The sequence below is a fragment of the Oceanobacillus sp. FSL W7-1281 genome, assembly GCF_037969835.1.
Classification (GTDB): Bacteria; Bacillota; Bacilli; order Bacillales; family Amphibacillaceae; genus Oceanobacillus; species Oceanobacillus oncorhynchi.
Genome location: NZ_CP150214.1, coordinates 4,559,968 through 4,577,675 on the forward strand (window position 1 = coordinate 4,559,968; position 17,708 = coordinate 4,577,675).

Consider the following 17,708-nt stretch of genomic DNA (forward strand, 5'->3'; position numbering starts at 1 on the left):
CATTCCATTTTTATTTACTATTCATCTACATCAGCAACAACGGTTTGCTGGTAATCAATTAAGATAACAGAACGTACTCCAGCTTCTTCCGCATCTCCCTTTTCAATCGGGCTGACATAATGCGATACTGCCGAATCCTCCACACCGTAGGATTCTAAAGGCTTCGTAATCTCAAAAATCTCTATCACATCATTCTGATTGACTGTATCAAACGTTTCTCCTGCCGCTTTAGGAATACCAATGGCGTTCGTACCGCCTTTGACATTTTCTCTTTTAATTAAATGGGCAAAGGTAAATGGCTCCCCATCCTGATGAAAGCAGTTTGGTGAAGAAACAGCCTTATCCGAATCATTTTCTACGTACAGCTTCACAAAATGTACGCCGGCATGAATCGGCATGATCCGGTCTTCTTCCTTCCAAAACGTTTCATGATAATCAAACAGAATTATTTTTTGCAATAGCTTATTATTCTGTATTTCTTTATCTATATAAGGGAATTCCCGATAGGAACCCGGATATTCCGGATTAAATTTCCCCTGGAAGTACGCAGCGTATTCCTCCCCATCCTTCGTCAGCGTCGGCAGCCATTCAATCTGACCAGAAGTCGGCAATACCAAAGCGCGTGAATATCTTCTATAACGATTTAAGTCTTTTGCATATTCATCGATAGGCAGGTCCTCGAAATAATCCAATAAAGCTTGGTAATCTGCTTCTATTCCTTCATAGTCTAATTGCTGCATTAAATCATACCGCGCATAGCCATTATTTTTTAAATTGCTCATCTATATTACTCCTTTTATCTTCATCGGTTTGCTTAAAAAATGGAATCCAAGTTATTATTTTAGATGATTTGGGTTGAAAAGACAAATGGAGTAAGGGGTATGTAGGTTTATGTATGGTGGCATAAAAAGAAAGCGTCGAATTCATAAAAGGACTATTAGCACCTTTACACAATAAAAAGAATAAAAAACCAAGCATCTTAATCATCCTTCAAAGTATAAAGATATTTTCATATTTACTTTAAAAAATATTCGTTTTATCATAGATTTATTTTAATTACTCTATTATTATAGAATTAGATGTTATTTAAAATTATATCTTAGGGGTGATTTAATGGAGCAGCATAAATTTGATTCAAATGACAGTCTATTTATTGTAGAAGCTATTGTAGAAGGTTACCGAGATTATGTCGACCACCGGAAAGAACGTCATCGCAATATGAAAATCAGCTCTGCTTTCGCTTGGACAAAAGGAAACTTTATAGAAAGCAAACTTGCTGAAAATAGTGGGAGCCTTCACTTATCATATAGACGTGCTAAAGCAGGTTTGACCTGGGATTATTTACAATTCATTCATGGGGATACAAAAAAACTCTTCTTAATTAAAAATGCAGCCTATTTTAATAAAGATCGTTTTTCTCAAGCGGTACTTCCAGGGAACATCAATCATAAAAAACCACAGAGAACTTACCTTCATGAGCTTTCAAAAATAAATAAGCATCTCGATTTTGCGGATACATCTAAGACTACGTACTATTCAAATGAAATGAGTGAACAACTTTCTTTATTTATACCCGATACCCAAGCAAAGGATGAGTTGACCCACTTACAAACATCTTATAATGAATTTCATATTCTTACTTATAAAATTGATGAAGCTTATCAAATATCTGAGATAATGCACTATCTTCCAAACCCTAACGATAACAGAGCTTATCTCATAGAAGATCTGTCTAAATATATTTCAGGCTCTGAATTAACCGATGAAGAAAGAGACATCATTGCCCCGGAACAAGATAATGATATAATTGACCCGGCAGCATTTGATATTGGCATCTTAGAAGAGGATCAAGAATAATTTTTACGACAAGGAGGGCAATAGATGTTTCAGGGTGAAAATCTAACCAATTTACGTATGATGCATGGATATTCACGCAAACAGCTCTCTGATATGTTAGGTATAACGGAGCAGGCAGTGTGGCAATACGAAAATAATTATACGTCACCAAAAATGCAGATAGTTAATGACTTAAAGAATATATTTCACGTGAAAAGTAAATATTTTTATAAAACGGATGTACTTCAAAACGCGAATAACCAGCCAAATATCAACATGATGAATATTGCTTATCGGTCAAAAGAAATCAATCTGATGTCCAAAACACAAACCGAAGCAAAACATATGGAATTTCTTGATCGATTCGTAGACTATTTATCCAATAAGATTTCTTATCCAACCCAGAAAATCATTCAGCTAAGAAACGAGATTATTCACGATTTAAATACTGCAACGGAGAGTAGAAAAGAACAAATAACTGCAGCAGCTAATCTGGCACGCAAAAAACTAGGGCTTGATGAGATGACGAATAACAACCTGATGTTCCTAATTGAAAAAAGTGGTGTTTTTATTTTTGAAAAAGCCATCGGTAAAGAAATTGATGCCTATAGCTTATGGACGAAACAGGATAGACCTTTTATTATTTTGGGAAATTTAAAACGTTCTGCTGCTCGTCGTAATTTTGATATTGCTCATGAACTTGGTCATTTATTACTTCATTATCGTGTAGAGTTTACAAACTTAGATCGTACAGAGTATAAAGCGATAGAGAATGAAGCCAACCAATTTGCAGGAGCCTTTCTGCTTCCTGAACATGTAATGCAAGGAGAATTCCAGACAATTGCTAGACCAACAAACCCAGATGCTTATATCGATTTAAAGAAGAAATGGCTTGTATCTATTCAAGTTTTAGGGTATCAGGCATTGAATTTAGGCTTTTTAGATGCAAAAAAACATCGTAACTTCTATGCCGCGCTTCACCGAAAAGGTTATTTAAAGCAAGAACCGCTGGATGAGGAACTGCCTATCCAAAAACCCCAGAAAATCAAATCCATTATGGATTACGCTGTGAAGAACAGTATCATTGATATGCAGCGTATGATGGATATCGATTGGATGGCTGAAATAGGTTTCTTTTACCAGCTAACAGGGATGGAAGAAAGCTTTTTTAGTCAGTACTTGCAGAAGAAGCAGGATTTTGAATTGGCTGATGTTGCTGAGATTACGTCGCATACAAGATAATCCTCGATAAGGTCTATAATTTCTGAAATTCTCTATAGTTCCTTAAAGTGAAACAAGACCTCACACAAAATGAATGTGTGAGGTCTTGTCAGCATTAAAATCATAATTCACTTAGCATTACTGCGGCATTTCTAGCGGATGAGCGGTAGGCAGCCATAGCTACTTCCAAAGCTCTTAATCCATCTTCTCCTGTAATAAATGGATCTTTGTTTTCCTTGACAGCTTGGATAAAATTAGCAATCAATCCCTCATCCATATCATCTCCCCAGAAATTCCATTTAACGCCGTCTGAACTATATACATCCAGCTTCTGGGCAAAAGCATCCACAGAGAGCGTTCCTTTCGTCCCTATTATTTCTAAGGTAACGTCTCCCCAAGTTGGATAATCCTTATTACGAGACCAGCTGCAATCCAATGTCGCAAACATACCGTTATCAAATTCCATGGTTAACAGCCCAGTATCATCTATCTCTCCATCGGATAGTTTATCATCTATTTCAGCATATACCTCTGTTACTTCTGCGTTAGTAAACCAACGAATAAGGTCGACTACATGAACAGTATGATCGATAACTGCCCCTCCGCCAGATTTCTCTTTCTGCACAAACCATCCTCCAGGATTAGTCCCTCTGTTTGTACCTTTAACAGCAATAATATTGCCTAAATCACCCGTATCTATCGTTTGTTTCGCATTTTGCACAGGCTTATTAAATCTTACCGGAAATGCCGTTTGTAAAATCACGCCTTTTTCCCGGCAAATCTTAATCATTTCTTCCGCATCCTTCACATTAGAAGACAAAGGTTTTTCGCAAAGTACATGCTTATTATGATTCGCTGCAGCTTTGACGTGTTCAAAATGTTTTTGATTCTCTGATGTAATAATTACAGCATCAATCGGTTCCTTTAATAAGTCATGATAATCCGAAAAGTATTTGGTATTAAACTGTTCCGCTGCGTCTTTCCCTCTCACTTCCTCTTCATCAGCAATACCATATAACTCTATCTCCGGTAAATTGTTTAAAGCATTTGCATAGCTATACGCATGTCCATGAGCAAAACTAATAATACCTACCTTCATTTTACCCCCTCCAAACTGGAAAATTGTTTAAGATAAACCGGCTCTCCCGACTCAATCGATTGTAAAGAAGCTAATGAAATCTCTAGCGCTTTATAGGCGTCTTCTGCGGTCACTCTCGCTTCCTTTCCTTCTTTAATACAAGAAATAAAATGCTCTATTTCAAGATAATATGGACTATGCTGCGTTGGGCTGGATGGAACCGCTACCCCTACAACCTCATCAACTGATGCGCTTTTCTCTACTACGACAGGGCTTACCGAAGTACTATCATGTTGAATAATCCCTTCCTTCCCTGCAATTTCTAACTTCGTATGGAAGTTCTGATGTGCCCAGGTACCTTCTACATGAGCAATCACCCCGTTCTCAAACCGAAGTGTGATTAAGGAATATTCTAATTTTCCAGCCGCTCTACCTCTGCTTGTTTTTGCATATACACGCTCTACTTCTCCAAAGCACCATCTTAAAAAATCAAAATCATGAATAACTGTGTCTAAAATCAAACCACCGCTTTTAATAAAGTTTGCATACCAGTCATTGGAGGCATTTGGAAATGCTCCTCCTCTCGTTGTTCTTGCAATTACCGGCTGGCCTATTTTTTGTGAATCTACTACTTCTTTTGCTTGGACATATTCTGGGAAAAAGCGTACAACATGGCCTACGAATAAGCGAACTCCCTGCTGTTCACAGAAATCGATCATCTCTCTGGCATCAGCCAGATGGCGGGCCAAAGGCTTCTCGCAAATAACGTGAAATTTATCTCTCGCCGCTTGCAAGACTGTCTCTTTGTGTAAAGGAGTAGGCAAACAAACAGATACGACATCAATATCCACAATCTGCTGCTTCGCTTCTTCATAAGAAGAAAACGCTTTAGTCCCACACTTGTCAGCCAATTGAGCAGCCTTTTCAAAATTCACATCAACAATTCCACATAATGTTACATCTTTCATTTCTGTATAAGCAGCAGCGTGGGCATTTCCCATTGTCCCTGCACCTAAAACTAAAATATTCATTTTTGTGCACCTCTTTCTATTAATTATCTTCTAACGCCTTGTAAAGCAATTCCTGAAACTAGATGTTTCTGTAAAAGAACAAACATAATCAGCATCGGAATGGTAGACAGTACAGCACTCGCCATCAGCAATGGATAATCCGTTGAATACTGCCCCTGAAATGCTGCAATACCTACTGACAGCATTCTCGTTTCTTCTGAATTCGTCATAACTAAAGGCCAAAGAAAATCATTCCAGGAAGCGAGAACCGTAAATATACCTAATGCAATTAATCCTGGTGTCGCGTTCGGCAAAATAATGCGCCAATAGATTCCAAAAAAGGAACACCCATCAATCGTCGCCGCCTCATCCAGCTCTTTCGGGATTCCTAAGAAAAATTGCCTTAACAGGAATACGCCGAATGCGCTGAACATACCAGGGACAATCAAAGCATAGAAGGTGTCAATCCAGCCCAGAGACGTTAAAATTCCGTAGTTTGGAATTAAAATAATTTGCATTGGCACCATCAAAACAGATAGGACTACAATAAATATGACATTTTTTCCCGGAAAATCCATCCTTGCAAAGGCAAATGCAGCCAATGAGCACAAAATTAACTGTCCCAATGTTCTTCCTAAGGTGACCATCAGCGTATTAAAGTAATATCTCATCATATCGATACTTGCAAAAACGTCAAGGTAATTCTCTACTAGCCACTCTTCAGGAAAAATGGTAATCGGCACTTGCATTGCTTCTCCAAATGATTTTAGAGAAGTTAACACCATCCAAAGAAATGGCGTAACCATGACCACTGCACCAATAATCAGCACCAAATGAATCAACCACTTTTTATTCATACGCTTCCTCCTTATTATCCGTCATAATGCACCCATTTCTTTTGAAACGCAAACTGGAAAATAGTGATGACTAATATCATTAAAAACAGCAGGAATGCTTGTGCAGAAGCATAGCCCATTTGCGAATACTCAAATCCTGACTCATAAACACCATATACAAGTGTACGCAATGGCTCCAATAAGACATGGCTGTCGCCGATCATGATGAATATCAAATCAAACACTTGTAAAGAGCTGATTATTCCAGTGATAAATACGAAAAACAAAGTCGGTGTTAACAGAGGAATGGTGATCGTAAATAATTGTTTTAATTTTGATGCACCATCCATTTCCGCAGCTTCATAATAGGTTTCTGAAATCCCCTGCAAACCTGCCAGGATTAAAATAATGTTGTTTCCTACTGTCATCCAAACATACACAACAATAACCGATATTAACGCAATATTAGGATTGAACAGCCATGCAGGCTGCGGTAAATGGAGTAAGCCTAATATATAATTAAGCAAACCATAATCTGTGTTATATAGCCATTTCCAAACCATTCCAACAGCAACGGGCATCGTCACCACCGGCAGAAAATAAAGGGTTCTATATACGATCATTCCTTTAATCTTTTGATTCAGCAATATGGCAATCCCCGTTGCCAGCATCACCGCTAACGGCACGGAAACCAGCGTAAATACGAGTGTGTTAACCATGCTTCTGATAAAAGAATCTGTTTGAACCAGCCGTACCAGGTTGTCCAAACCAATAAACTCGGGAGGGTTAATCCCATTCCAGCTAGTGAATGACAAGCCAAAAGAAGCAAGAGCCGGCATCAAATAAAATAGGAAGAGCCCTAGTACAACGGGAGCGATAAATAGATAAGCCCACATCGCTTCCTTACGCTTACGCCTGCTTCTTTTCGGTTTAGTAAGCACGTTTGAATCACTCATTCATTAGAAACTCCCTTCTTACAGAAAGATTTTTATTCATTTATCTGTTCTGATTCCAAGATGATATCCATCTCTCTGGCAACATTGTCCAAAGCTTCCTTCATTGATTTATAGCCCAAAAATGCTCCTTGAATTTCTGCCTGCTCAATATCCTGCCACTGTATTGTGTTTTGGGAGACAGGGTAGGGAAATGAAACTTCCTGTGCGTCGATAAATACCTGTAAATCCAATTCAGGCATGGATTCTACCCATAAATCACTCATGGATTCCTGAGCAGGGATACTAAAGCCTGATTCAGCAATAAACTGATTCCCTTTTTCGCCAGTTAAATGTTTAATTAAATCCCAAGCCAATTCTTCTTGCTCGGTGTCCCCGTTCATAGCCCAGCCAATTCCGTGTGCAATAGATCCTTCTTCCTTCCCTGCTGGTAATGGAGCTACTCCTAAATCATCCCCAAGCTCACTGTAAAACATCTCCGCGTTCACAGAGATTTCAGGATGCATTGCTATCATTCCTGACATAAACATATCGCGGGGATGGTTTTCAATTTGTGTCTGTACAGATGGTGAAATCCCCTTATCTATCAAATCCTGTGTAAAAGTAAGTGCTTCTTGCGCTTCTGGTGAATTAAAACCTGAATGGGTCTTGTCTTCATCAATCATGTAGCCGCCAGCCTGTGGAATTAAGTTATAATAGCCAGCCTGATTACTTACAACATACGCTGTATATCCATAAACTCCCTCCTCCTGATCAGCCAAGAGCTCTCCCTTTTCTTCAATATCCTCCCATGTCCAATTTTCATCCGGATATTCCAGACCAGCCTCATCAAATAGTCTTTTATTGTAAAACAAACCTACAATATCCGAGAAATAAGGTGCAGCGTATAAGTGATCTTCATGAGAATATAAATCTATCATAGAATCAAAATAGGCATCCTTGGAAAAATCACTATCTTCTTCAATAAATGGCTCTAAATCTTTGATTAGCCCATAAGAGGCATATTCAGAAAAATTAGGTCCATTCATCCAAAATACATCTGGTCCGCTCCCTCCCCCTATACTGGTTCGTAATTTCGTGAAATAGTTGGCATAAGGTGTATAGGTTACGTTCACCTCAACATCTGGATGCTCCTTATTAAATTCTTCAATAGAGGCATCCACTGCACCGCTTATATTTTCATCCCACAAGGCTACTTCCAGCGTTTTTTTACTGCCGCCTTCTGTATCATTTCCACAACCTGTTAAGATACCGACTAATGTAACCATTAGAAATATGGTGCATACTTTTTTCCCCATTCTATCTCCTCCAAAAGGGTTTAATAATGTTTTGCCAGGAATATAATGAGCCACAGCTTCCTTGCTTGACAGCATTTTCAAATCACAGCCTTCGACAGAAAAAATGGATGCCCTCCTTCATAGCAAATTCACATGTTTTCGTGAAGCGCTTTCAAAATACGTTTATAACCTTTTAAATCATTCCTTCAAAATCTTTTAACATGCTGCTGGCCTCTATTGATTACCATTTCGATAAAAATAAGATTACTTATTCAGCTTCCTGTTTTAGTGATTGGAATTACATTGTCTGTTTTTTGAGATTCATTAGCCGCCAGAGTTGCCTCTAAAGTTTTCAAGCCATTCGTATAATCTGATAGAATATTTTCTGTCCTTCCAGTCAAAATCGCTTCAATAAACGCATTATCTTGTTCTTCGTAGAAATCGACTTCTGAACTGTAGGTAACCACATTATCATTTTCAAAGATAGTAAGCTTTGTTCCATCAATCATTACGCGAAAATTCTTCCCTAATAATTCTACGCCCATACGATGATCCTTTTGGGTGAAGGAACAGTCTAAATGTCCAATAGCACCATTTTCAAATGTAAAATTGACGGAGCTCACGTCTGGAATATCAATATTCTCAATATCCTCTGATACTCTTAATGCCATATTGGCATAAACCTTTTTAAAATCTCCGTTTAAGTAACGAATAAGGTCCACAATATGCGTAGCCTGCTCTACCAATTGTCCCCCTGACTTTGACATCGTGCGGTACCAGGGTGTTTCCACAAAAGAAGATAGGTAATACCCGCGTACCATCGCTATTTCTTTACCTGCTAAATATTCTTTGGCCTTCTGCACAGTATCCAAGTATCGTAAGCAATAACCTGTAGCACAAATAACACCTGATTTCCGAATAACCTCCTGTTTCGCATACACCTCTTTCATATTTAGCCCGACAGGTTTCTCAACCATTAAATGAATTCCTTTTCTCACTATTTTTTGCTCCAAGTCTTTGTGGGCAAATGGTGGAACACAAAGGAAAACAACATCCAGCGTTTCTTTTTCTAACATATCATCCGCATCCGTATAAGCTCTTGCTCCTATTTCTTCAGCAGCCCTAACTGCATTTACTTCGGCAATATCGCAGACTGAAATAATATCTACACTTTTATGCTTTTTCAAAATCTTTAAATGAGTAGCTGCAACTCCTCCTATTCCAATAAACCCTGCTTTTAATTTCTTTATTTTCATCTCCTCCTATCAACCTGCATCAATAATTAATTCAATATGTTTGGCAGTATCGACTGCTAATGCTTTCGTATCCAGCTTATATGGAGATAATTCTGCAGTAAGCGGACCCTTATAACCTAATTCTTTTAATGCTTTGCTAACTGCCTGCCAGTTAACATCTCCAGCTAATAACGGAACAAATCCTGTAATATTTCCCACGCTTGTATTGAAATCTTTGACATGAACTTTACAGATGCGGCTGCCTAAGATTCGTATCCACTGCTCTGGATAACCAAACTGAAGAACATTTCCTATATCAAAATATACGCCAGCATATTCAGAATCTAATTCATCCACATAACGGGACATCTCTAGCGGAGAAAGTAAAAATTTATTCCACACATTTTCAATCCCTATATGTACCTGGTGCTTTTCTGCCAACGGCAACACCTTCCGCAGCTCCTTTTGGCTGCGTTGATAGCATTGATCATAAGTAACTTCCTCAGATACAATGCCTGGTACAACAAGTACTGTATCTACATCCATTGCAGCTGCTAATTCAATTTGCTTTTCAACGATGGCTCTACCCTGTGCTCTGACAGCCTCATCTGGTGAAGATAACGGAAACTGCCATAATAATGCTGTAGATATACTTTTAATTTCCAAATCATATGTTTCTATGAGACTTTTAATTTTTTTGGCATCATTTGACCTTGAGTCCACCGTTAAACCAATTCCACCTGAGGGATTCACATTTAATTCAACTGTTTCAAAACCAGCTTCTTTGCTATATTCCAGTACCTTCTCCAAACTAGTCCCTTCCGGATAACACCATTGATTAATACCCTTTAACATACGATTCCTCCTACAAATTTGTTTTTAATCCACGATTGTCATGTGTAAGCTTAAATTGAAATTTATCTTGAAGTAAAACAGAAGCAGCACCAACCATTTCAAATTCTTTTCCTAATGATGATGTGGTAATATCCACATCTTGATAAAGCGTTTTTAACGTTTTGTCTTTGATTTTTTGCTGTACAGCGTCTATCAATATTTGATTTTGGTTGGTAACATCTCCACCTAATATAATTACTTCCGGATTAAAGAGGTGAACTAAATTAACTACTCCCGCTGATAGGTATTCAGCAATTTCATCATTAATTTCAACAGCCAAGTTATCCCCAGTATTCACTGCCTCAACAAATTCAGACGGGGTAATAAACAGCTTGTCACTTGTTAAATAAGTTGTTAAAATAGTTTCTTTTCCTGCCTCAATCTCTTTCATTATTTTCTTCGATGTAGCTGGCCAGCTTATATAATTTTCGATGCATCCTTTATTTCCACAACTGCAAAGCTCACCATGATAATCAATACTGGTATGGCCAAATTCACCAGCTCCTCCACTTTCACCGCGGGACAGCATGTTGTTTACAATAACGCCGGAACCAACACCTTCGCCAATCGTTATATAAATGAGATTCTCCACCTCTTGAAAATGACCAAAATTCTTCTCAGCTAAAACGTATGCATTTGTATCATTATCAAGCCAAGTTGGCAGATTAAAATGCGCTTCAACCGAATCCCGCAGGTAAACATCCTCTAATAACAAAACTGGATTATAATGGACTACACCTTTTTTAGAATCAACAATTCCTTGAATAATCAGCGAAATACCAATACATTGTCTATCGTCCTGCTGTGCAGCGTAGAAATCCTCCAATAATTGAAGCAGATAATTTATTAAATCTGCACCTGTATAACCGTTAGTAGGATATACCTTTTTCATATTTATCTTTGCTTCCAAATTCATATCCGCAATTGTTATTTTAGAATAAGAAATAGATACACCGATTAAATAGTGGTTATCTGGTGAAAAGTTCAAAAGAATCGGCTTTCTCCCTCCACTGGACGTGCCTGTACCACCTTCTACTACATAGCCTTCATTGATTAGTTCCGTTACAGCAGATGTGACAGTCGTAGGGCTAAGATCATTTTTTTTAGCAATTTCACTTCTCGATATAGAGCCATATTTTCGAATTGTTTCTAAGATGATAGAACGGTTTAATTCTTGTATCAGCTTCAGGTCTCCAGTCCTCTTCATAGTTATTCACATTCCTATCTATATTGAAATAATCACTTTTATAAATTTGAATTCCCCCAAAATTCATCTAAGCTAAATGCTATTGTTTTATAAACCCTTAAGAATAAATTCACTTTAAATATATGAACAAACGTTACTTTTTCCAATGGAATTATTAAGTATAGAAACTATAGCATTTAATTGTAAGCGTTGTCAATTAATTTTTAGAATTTTTTAATTGATTAGTTTAAGGGATTAAAACTTCCACCAATATGCCCCCCGTAGCGATAATCAGTGTTTCCTCGCCTTTCTTTCTTCCACTCAACAAATACAAAAGTAATCATATTAGAATAACTACTTTATTCACTAACCCTAACCAATTACTATCCTTTCTTCTATCTACATTCCCTTTCTAAACGCCTTCAAAATTAATTTATAGTTTTGTGCAAATTCAAGAAAAAAGGAAATAATAATGCGAAAAACGGAGAAACTATGTACATACGTTTATGATTAAATCGATGTCGATAATAACAATATGAGGTGACAACATGAATAAAGCAAAAGTAATAAAAGAAATTCAAAAGATTTTAGATATTTCAAAGGTCGGCGTTCTATCTACTTCCCATAATCATGTGCCAAACAGCCGATATATGGTTTTTTACCATGATGAAGCGGTATTATACACCAAAACAGATGAGGATTCCCCAAAAGTAGAAGAAGTGGAAAGCAACCCGCAAGCCCATATTTTGCTGGGATATGAAGAAACAAAAAATAAAAGCTTCTTAGAAATCAAAGCCAAGGTCGAGGTTATTAATGATCAAGAAACCATTGACTGGTTATGGGAAACGCAGGATAAAGCGTACTTTGATTCTAAAAATGACCCTGATTTAACTGTTCTCAAACTCATCCCTGAACAAATTAAAATCATGAATAGTGATAACTTTGATACGCCTGAAATAATTAACATGGAAGATATTTAAGAGTTATCACATAGAAAAATCTCCCTTTAAACACACCAAAATCCGGACCCTCCTTCTCCCCATAGAGATTAGGATTGGTCCGGATTTATACTTAACTGCTTCGTTTATTTTGATTTACAGTTAACCCACAATACTTTTTGCTGATTCATCTTTTACAATTAAAAAGACTTTTCCTTCATCCATATCTTCTTCATATTCATGGGCATCTGCATCAGCAACTCCCAGTTCACGGAGTTTTTCTCTTAACTCGTCACCTGGTTTTTCAAAATCTCCTCCGATATCCTGCTTATTGTAATCAATACCTGATGCTTCTGTATTATTTACAATACGTGCAGTGCGATCATCATCATGAGAGAGGATGAAAATATTATTGGAGCTGATGTTATTATCCTTTAGCTTGTTCACATCTTTTTCTAACATTTCATCGTTTGTATAAGATTTTACGAATGTCATATCTTAACTACCTCCTATAAAATGCTACATTAGATGTCTTCCCGAATCACATAAAACTAATCACTTTTTTTGAAAAAATTTAAAGACTACTCACTTTCTAGTGACATTTCCGCTTCGGCAAAGGTTGTTTAATCAGCCGCAATGCTCTGGAAATACTTTTTACTATGTTATGATTCCCCCGGCCCTTCAACTGAATACCCAGTCTCTCCCATTGACTTTCACATCACGTTCACTGTTCCAATTAAAATATGATAGCCTTAAAATAATTAATAAATATTCAAAAAATAAACGCTATACAATCAATTACGCCTCCTATATAATTATAAAATATACGCTTCAGGGAACGGAGAACGAAGAAAGATTATCAGCAGGCGCACAAATGCTTACTTTTGATTAAAATCTGGTTGAAGTTATTATATTATCCTTCCATACCTATCCATATCAAATAACTCTCTTGATTCATGGAATCGAAAAAATAATGGATAAAGCTGATTCAAAAGCAAGGTTTTGTGCTGATAGATAAAGGTTATAAACAATTATAGAAAATGGAAAACCACATCTGTTCTCTACAAACAGCCAATGCACAAATAAAGCGTTTCAACCAAACATTTTTCATGTCATATTAGCTGAACTCTCTGGCAATTGTTTTTTCACCCCCTCTTAAAATGATGAATCTATGCGCTAACGATATTTGAAGAAATGGAATCCAGATAGAGCAGTGCAATGGACTAAAATGTATATTCACCACTCAATTGAAAGCGCTAATACAAAAAAAGGAGATGGAACATATGGAATATGGTTTTTTATCGCTGTTACCTCCGATACTCGCAATTATTATTGCCATCATCACAAAACAAACGATTATATCTTTATTTATCGGTGTCTGGCTCGGCGCAACCATAATCAATAGTTGGAATCCGCTTGTGGGTTTTACATATACCATCACAGACACCATGATTCCCTCTATCGCAGATCCGTGGAATGCCAGTCTGCTACTGCTTGTTACAACGACAGGAGGATTTGTTAATATCCTTCGCACTACCGGAGCTGCGCAGGCGTTTGCTGAAGCTGCTACGAAAAAAATCAATACCAGAAGGAAGGCTCAAAATTTTGTTTGGGGAAGTTCTTTTCTCTTCTCTTATACAGAACCAGTCCTAATACTCGGAGCAGTCACCCGGCCCATTACCGATAAAATAAAAATTTCGAGAGTAAAGCTGGCATACATACTCGATTCCATGGGAAGTCCGCTGGCTGCCATGTCCCCCATCAGCAGTTACGGCCCATTTATTACAGGATTAATCGCCACCCAATTAGCTGCACTAAGCTTGAGTGATAATCCATGGGGGTTGTTCATACAGATGATTCCTTATAATTTATATGGCGTTTTTGCGATGATTGGTGTGCTGTTCGTCATTAACTTAAATTTAGATATCGGGCCCATGTATCAAGCAGAGAAAAAAGCCATAGCGACCGGGAAATTGTATGGAGATCATGATAAATTGATGGTGGATGAAGACGAAGAAACAAAAAAGGGAAATAAAAGGAACGATGCAGATATATTTAGCTTTTTGATTCCGATGATACTGTTGCTGGGAACCATATTTTCAGTTATTTTCTGGACAGGCAATATTGGAGAAAATGGGTTTAGAGGCGCCTTTTTAAATGCGGATATTGTGCTTGGTATCATTAGCGGATTTATTTGCGGTTCTGCTGGCGGCATTATCTACGCAAGACTGCGTTATGGCAAATCATTAGTGAATTTATTTGAAGATTTCACCAATGGCCTTTTAAAATTAATGATTGTAACGTTAATTCTTATTATGGCATGGTCGATTGGTTCCATAGCCACTACGATGGGATTGGGAGAATATATTGCTCATATTACCGGCAGCTACCTGCCATCATTTATCGTCCCGGCAATTATCTTTCTGGTTGGGGCTTTCATTGCTTTCGCTACCGGAAGTTCTTGGGGAGTATTCTCTATTATGATGCCAATTGCCCTGCCAATGGCTGCTGCGATAGACATCAGCCTGCCAATAGCTATTGGCGCGGTTATTAGCGGCGGGCTATTCGGAGATCATTGTTCTCCCATATCAGATACAACCATCATGGCTTCAACGGGAGCAGCGGCAGACCATATTGAGCATGTAAAAACACAGTTACCTTATGCAATTATTATCGCAATCTCAGCTGCGATCGGGTTTCTTTCTGCAGGATTAACACAAAATGCCATTGTAAGCATGGTTATTACGGCAGCAGTATTATTATCCATTCTATATTTCTTAAATCGGAAAGCGAAAAAAGAGAATTTGAAAGTTTCCTTAGAGAAGACCTCCTAAGGCATAAAATAATTATACGATACAAGGAGTTGCTCACATGAAAGTCGATATTATCATTCACAATGGACACCTGATGACAATGGAAGGAAAAGGAGTCGGCTATATTGCGGACGGAGCAGTTGCCATAAAACATAATAAAATCGAAGCTGTCGGACAAACACAGGAAATTTTACGGGAGTATACCGCTGAAAGACATATTGATGCTGCAAACAAGTTAATTATGCCAGGCTTTATTGACGCGCATATCCATACAGGCATTGCTATCTTTAGAGGAGTCGCACAAGACATGTCGAACTGGATGCAGAAGGGGCTGTGGCCATTCCAAAAACATCTTCGTCCAGAGGAAAGTGTCATCGGTTCCATGGTGAATATTATTGAAGGGATAAAAGCAGGCACAACAACATTTTGTGACTATGACGGAAGAATGGATCTCATTGTAAACAACTATAAAAAAATTGGCGCCCGCGCCCGCGTCGCTGAGCTGGTCAACGAAATCCCGGATAACATCGGCGACCTTCCAGTAGGAGAATTATATACATTTGAATCGTCTATTGGGGAGACAAAACTAAATCGAAATCTAGAATTATATGAGAAACACCATGATACAGAAGACGGACGTATTACCGTTATCCTTGGTCCGCATGGTCCGGATATGATGAGCTTAGAATTGTTGAAGGAAGTAAAACATCATGCAGAGAAATTAGACACCAAGCTGCACATGCATGTAGCCCAGGGCGACCGGGAAATCAATCAAATGGAAAAACGTTATGGAAAAAGAAGTATTGAATTTCTGGATGAGCATGATTTCTTAAATGAGCGATTAATTGCGGTACATCTTACCGAGGCCACAGACGAAGAGACTGCATTTATAGCCAAAAGCGGTGCCAGTATGATTTACTGTGCCGGAAGCATTGGCATCATCGATGGAATGGTCCCGCCTGTACAAAATTTTCTAGATGCCGGAGGAACAGCATGCTTAGGTTCAGATCAAGCACCAGGAAACAACAGCAATAACATGTTCAACGAAATGAAATTGGCAGCCATATTGAACAAAGTAAAATATAAAAATCCGCAGGTCTTTCATGCCACGCAAGCACTTCGGATGGCTACTATTGAAGCTGCTAAAGTCATGGGCATTGATCATGAAGTGGGAAGTTTGCGCAGCGGGAAAAAAGCAGATATCATCTTAGTCGATTTAACTGCTCCTGCTTTTTATCCTGTTCTAACCAAGCCCATTCGTAATATTGTTCCCAACCTGGTTTATTCCGCAAGAGGAGACGAAGTAGATACAGCCATCATTGATGGGAAAGTGATTATGGAGAATAAACAGATCTTAACAATCAATGAAAAAGAGGAAATCTCGAAGGCGCAGCAAACAGCAGAGAATATCGCCTCCCGCGCAGAAGAAGATATACTTAAAGCGGACAGCGATATCTTACAAATGGTCAGAGATGGATTATTATAGTGAAAAAATAGAAACCAATGAAAAATCCGAACTTATCCGGGTTTTTCATTGGTTTCTTTTCATATCATCATTAAAGAATGGGCAGTCCGCCTCAGATAATATCTAACGGCATCTTCCGCTTCGGCGCAGGAAATTCTTTTTCAATCAGCTGCAGTTCTTCTTCAGAAAGCTTTATCGATGCGGCATCTATATTTTCCTGAATATGCTTTTTATCACTGGATTGCGGGATAGCCAGTACATCATCGTGACGGATTGTCCATGCCAGCATCACCTGAAATACGGTTGCATCATGATGCTTTGCTATCTTTTGCAGGACTTTGTTTGATGTGATTTTATCGCCCCTCGTATCCCCTTGCGCAGTTGGGGAATAGGCAATGGTTGGCAGCCCCTTTTCTCTCTGCATCGGCAGTAAATCATATTCAATCCCTCTGCTCGCTATATTATATAATACTTGATTCGCAGTACCATTTTCCCCGCCAGCAGCCTGCCACATTCCTTCTACGTCCCTTGTATCGAAATTAGAAACACCCCAGGCACGAATGCGCCCGTCCTTCACATACTTTTCAAGTGATTCAATTGTTTCTTCCAGCGGTGTACTGCTTTTCCAATGCAATAAATATAAATCCAGATAATCTGTACCTAGCCGTTTTAATGAATTCTCCAGGGAGCGCTCCAGATCCGGCTCCTGTGCATGAAACGGATAGAACTTGGAAATCAGGTAAATATCCTCCCTCTTTACATCTTGGATCGCCTCACCAATAAGGTTTTCTGAATTCCCTTCTCCGTACATTTCCGCCGTATCGATTACTTCAATGCCTTGTTCCAGTCCATATCTCAGCGCTTCTATTTCTTGCTTCCTTTTTTCTGGATAATCTCCCATATGCCAGGTTCCCATTCCAATTGGAAACAATTCTTTTTTTCCTAATTGAACCATTCAGCACCACC

16 protein-coding genes are annotated in these 17,708 nt (G+C 38.3%); 5 read left to right on the forward strand and 11 right to left on the reverse strand.

The features are described 5' to 3' along the window. Positions 1-17: 17 nt before the first annotated feature. On the reverse strand, positions 18-782 hold the full coding sequence (locus MKX55_RS22010; RefSeq protein ID WP_339235000.1) for a 2OG-Fe dioxygenase family protein: 765 nt from the start codon (positions 780-782) through the stop codon (positions 18-20). Positions 783-1,113: 331 nt separating this feature from the next. Between MKX55_RS22010 and MKX55_RS22015 the strand changes: the two genes are divergently transcribed. Then, positions 1,114-1,857: a hypothetical protein gene (locus MKX55_RS22015; RefSeq protein ID WP_339235002.1), complete on the forward strand. Its 744-nt coding sequence runs from the start codon at positions 1,114-1,116 to the stop codon at positions 1,855-1,857. A gap of 24 nt (positions 1,858-1,881) precedes the next feature. Continuing rightward, on the forward strand, positions 1,882-3,078 hold the full coding sequence (locus MKX55_RS22020) for an XRE family transcriptional regulator (protein WP_339235004.1): 1,197 nt from the start codon (positions 1,882-1,884) through the stop codon (positions 3,076-3,078). A 100-nt stretch (positions 3,079-3,178) separates the two neighbouring features. On the opposite strand, the gene MKX55_RS22025 is transcribed toward MKX55_RS22020, so the two are convergent. The 8 genes from MKX55_RS22025 to MKX55_RS22060 all read right to left on the reverse strand — a co-directional run bounded on the left by MKX55_RS22025 (position 3,179) and on the right by MKX55_RS22060 (position 11,547). After that, positions 3,179-4,156 carry a Gfo/Idh/MocA family oxidoreductase gene (locus tag MKX55_RS22025; RefSeq protein WP_339235006.1) on the reverse strand — a complete coding sequence of 326 codons (978 nt, stop codon included), beginning with the start codon at positions 4,154-4,156 and terminating at the stop codon, positions 3,179-3,181. Beyond that, the gene (locus tag MKX55_RS22030) at positions 4,153-5,166 is read right to left on the reverse strand and encodes a Gfo/Idh/MocA family oxidoreductase (RefSeq protein ID WP_339235009.1); all 1,014 of its coding nucleotides are present in this window, start codon (positions 5,164-5,166) and stop codon (positions 4,153-4,155) included. Before MKX55_RS22030 ends, MKX55_RS22025 begins: the two co-directional genes overlap by 4 nt. 23 nt (positions 5,167-5,189) lie before the next feature. Next, a complete protein-coding gene (locus MKX55_RS22035; RefSeq protein ID WP_212929197.1) occupies positions 5,190-6,002 on the reverse strand; it encodes a carbohydrate ABC transporter permease in 813 nt (270 codons plus the stop codon). Positions 6,003-6,016: 14 nt separating this feature from the next. After that, complete coding sequence (locus tag MKX55_RS22040; RefSeq protein ID WP_339235011.1) at positions 6,017-6,937, reverse strand: sugar ABC transporter permease; 921 nt, start codon at positions 6,935-6,937, stop codon at positions 6,017-6,019. 32 nt (positions 6,938-6,969) lie between these two features. Next, positions 6,970-8,232 (reverse strand): sugar ABC transporter substrate-binding protein, encoded by a 1,263-nt coding sequence (locus tag MKX55_RS22045; protein WP_339235013.1) that lies wholly within the window; start codon positions 8,230-8,232, stop codon positions 6,970-6,972. 251 nt (positions 8,233-8,483) lie between these two features. After that, entirely contained in the window at positions 8,484-9,467 is a 984-nt protein-coding gene (locus tag MKX55_RS22050; protein WP_339235015.1) for a Gfo/Idh/MocA family oxidoreductase, read from the reverse strand. 9 nt (positions 9,468-9,476) lie between these two features. Continuing rightward, the gene (locus MKX55_RS22055) at positions 9,477-10,301 is read right to left on the reverse strand and encodes a sugar phosphate isomerase/epimerase family protein (protein ID WP_339235017.1); all 825 of its coding nucleotides are present in this window, start codon (positions 10,299-10,301) and stop codon (positions 9,477-9,479) included. Positions 10,302-10,311: 10 nt separating this feature from the next. Continuing rightward, complete coding sequence (locus tag MKX55_RS22060; RefSeq protein ID WP_339235019.1) at positions 10,312-11,547, reverse strand: ROK family transcriptional regulator; 1,236 nt, start codon at positions 11,545-11,547, stop codon at positions 10,312-10,314. A gap of 527 nt (positions 11,548-12,074) precedes the next feature. On the opposite strand from MKX55_RS22060, the gene MKX55_RS22065 reads away from it, so the two are divergent. Continuing rightward, positions 12,075-12,506 (forward strand): pyridoxamine 5'-phosphate oxidase family protein, encoded by a 432-nt coding sequence (locus MKX55_RS22065; protein ID WP_339180894.1) that lies wholly within the window; start codon positions 12,075-12,077, stop codon positions 12,504-12,506. 120 nt (positions 12,507-12,626) lie between these two features. Here MKX55_RS22065 and MKX55_RS22070 read toward each other — a convergent pair whose 3' ends face one another. Further along, the gene (locus MKX55_RS22070; protein WP_042528966.1) at positions 12,627-12,959 is read right to left on the reverse strand and encodes a general stress protein; all 333 of its coding nucleotides are present in this window, start codon (positions 12,957-12,959) and stop codon (positions 12,627-12,629) included. A gap of 788 nt (positions 12,960-13,747) precedes the next feature. Between MKX55_RS22070 and MKX55_RS22075 the strand changes: the two genes are divergently transcribed. Together MKX55_RS22075 and MKX55_RS22080 are read left to right on the forward strand one after the other, a co-directional pair. Then, the gene (locus MKX55_RS22075) at positions 13,748-15,298 is read left to right on the forward strand and encodes a Na+/H+ antiporter NhaC family protein (protein WP_339235022.1); all 1,551 of its coding nucleotides are present in this window, start codon (positions 13,748-13,750) and stop codon (positions 15,296-15,298) included. A 37-nt stretch (positions 15,299-15,335) separates the two neighbouring features. Next, a complete protein-coding gene (locus MKX55_RS22080) occupies positions 15,336-16,763 on the forward strand; it encodes an amidohydrolase (protein WP_339235025.1) in 1,428 nt (475 codons plus the stop codon). Positions 16,764-16,854: 91 nt separating this feature from the next. Here MKX55_RS22080 and MKX55_RS22085 read toward each other — a convergent pair whose 3' ends face one another. Then, complete coding sequence (locus tag MKX55_RS22085) at positions 16,855-17,697, reverse strand: aldo/keto reductase (protein WP_339180903.1); 843 nt, start codon at positions 17,695-17,697, stop codon at positions 16,855-16,857. Positions 17,698-17,708: the final 11 nt, after the last annotated feature.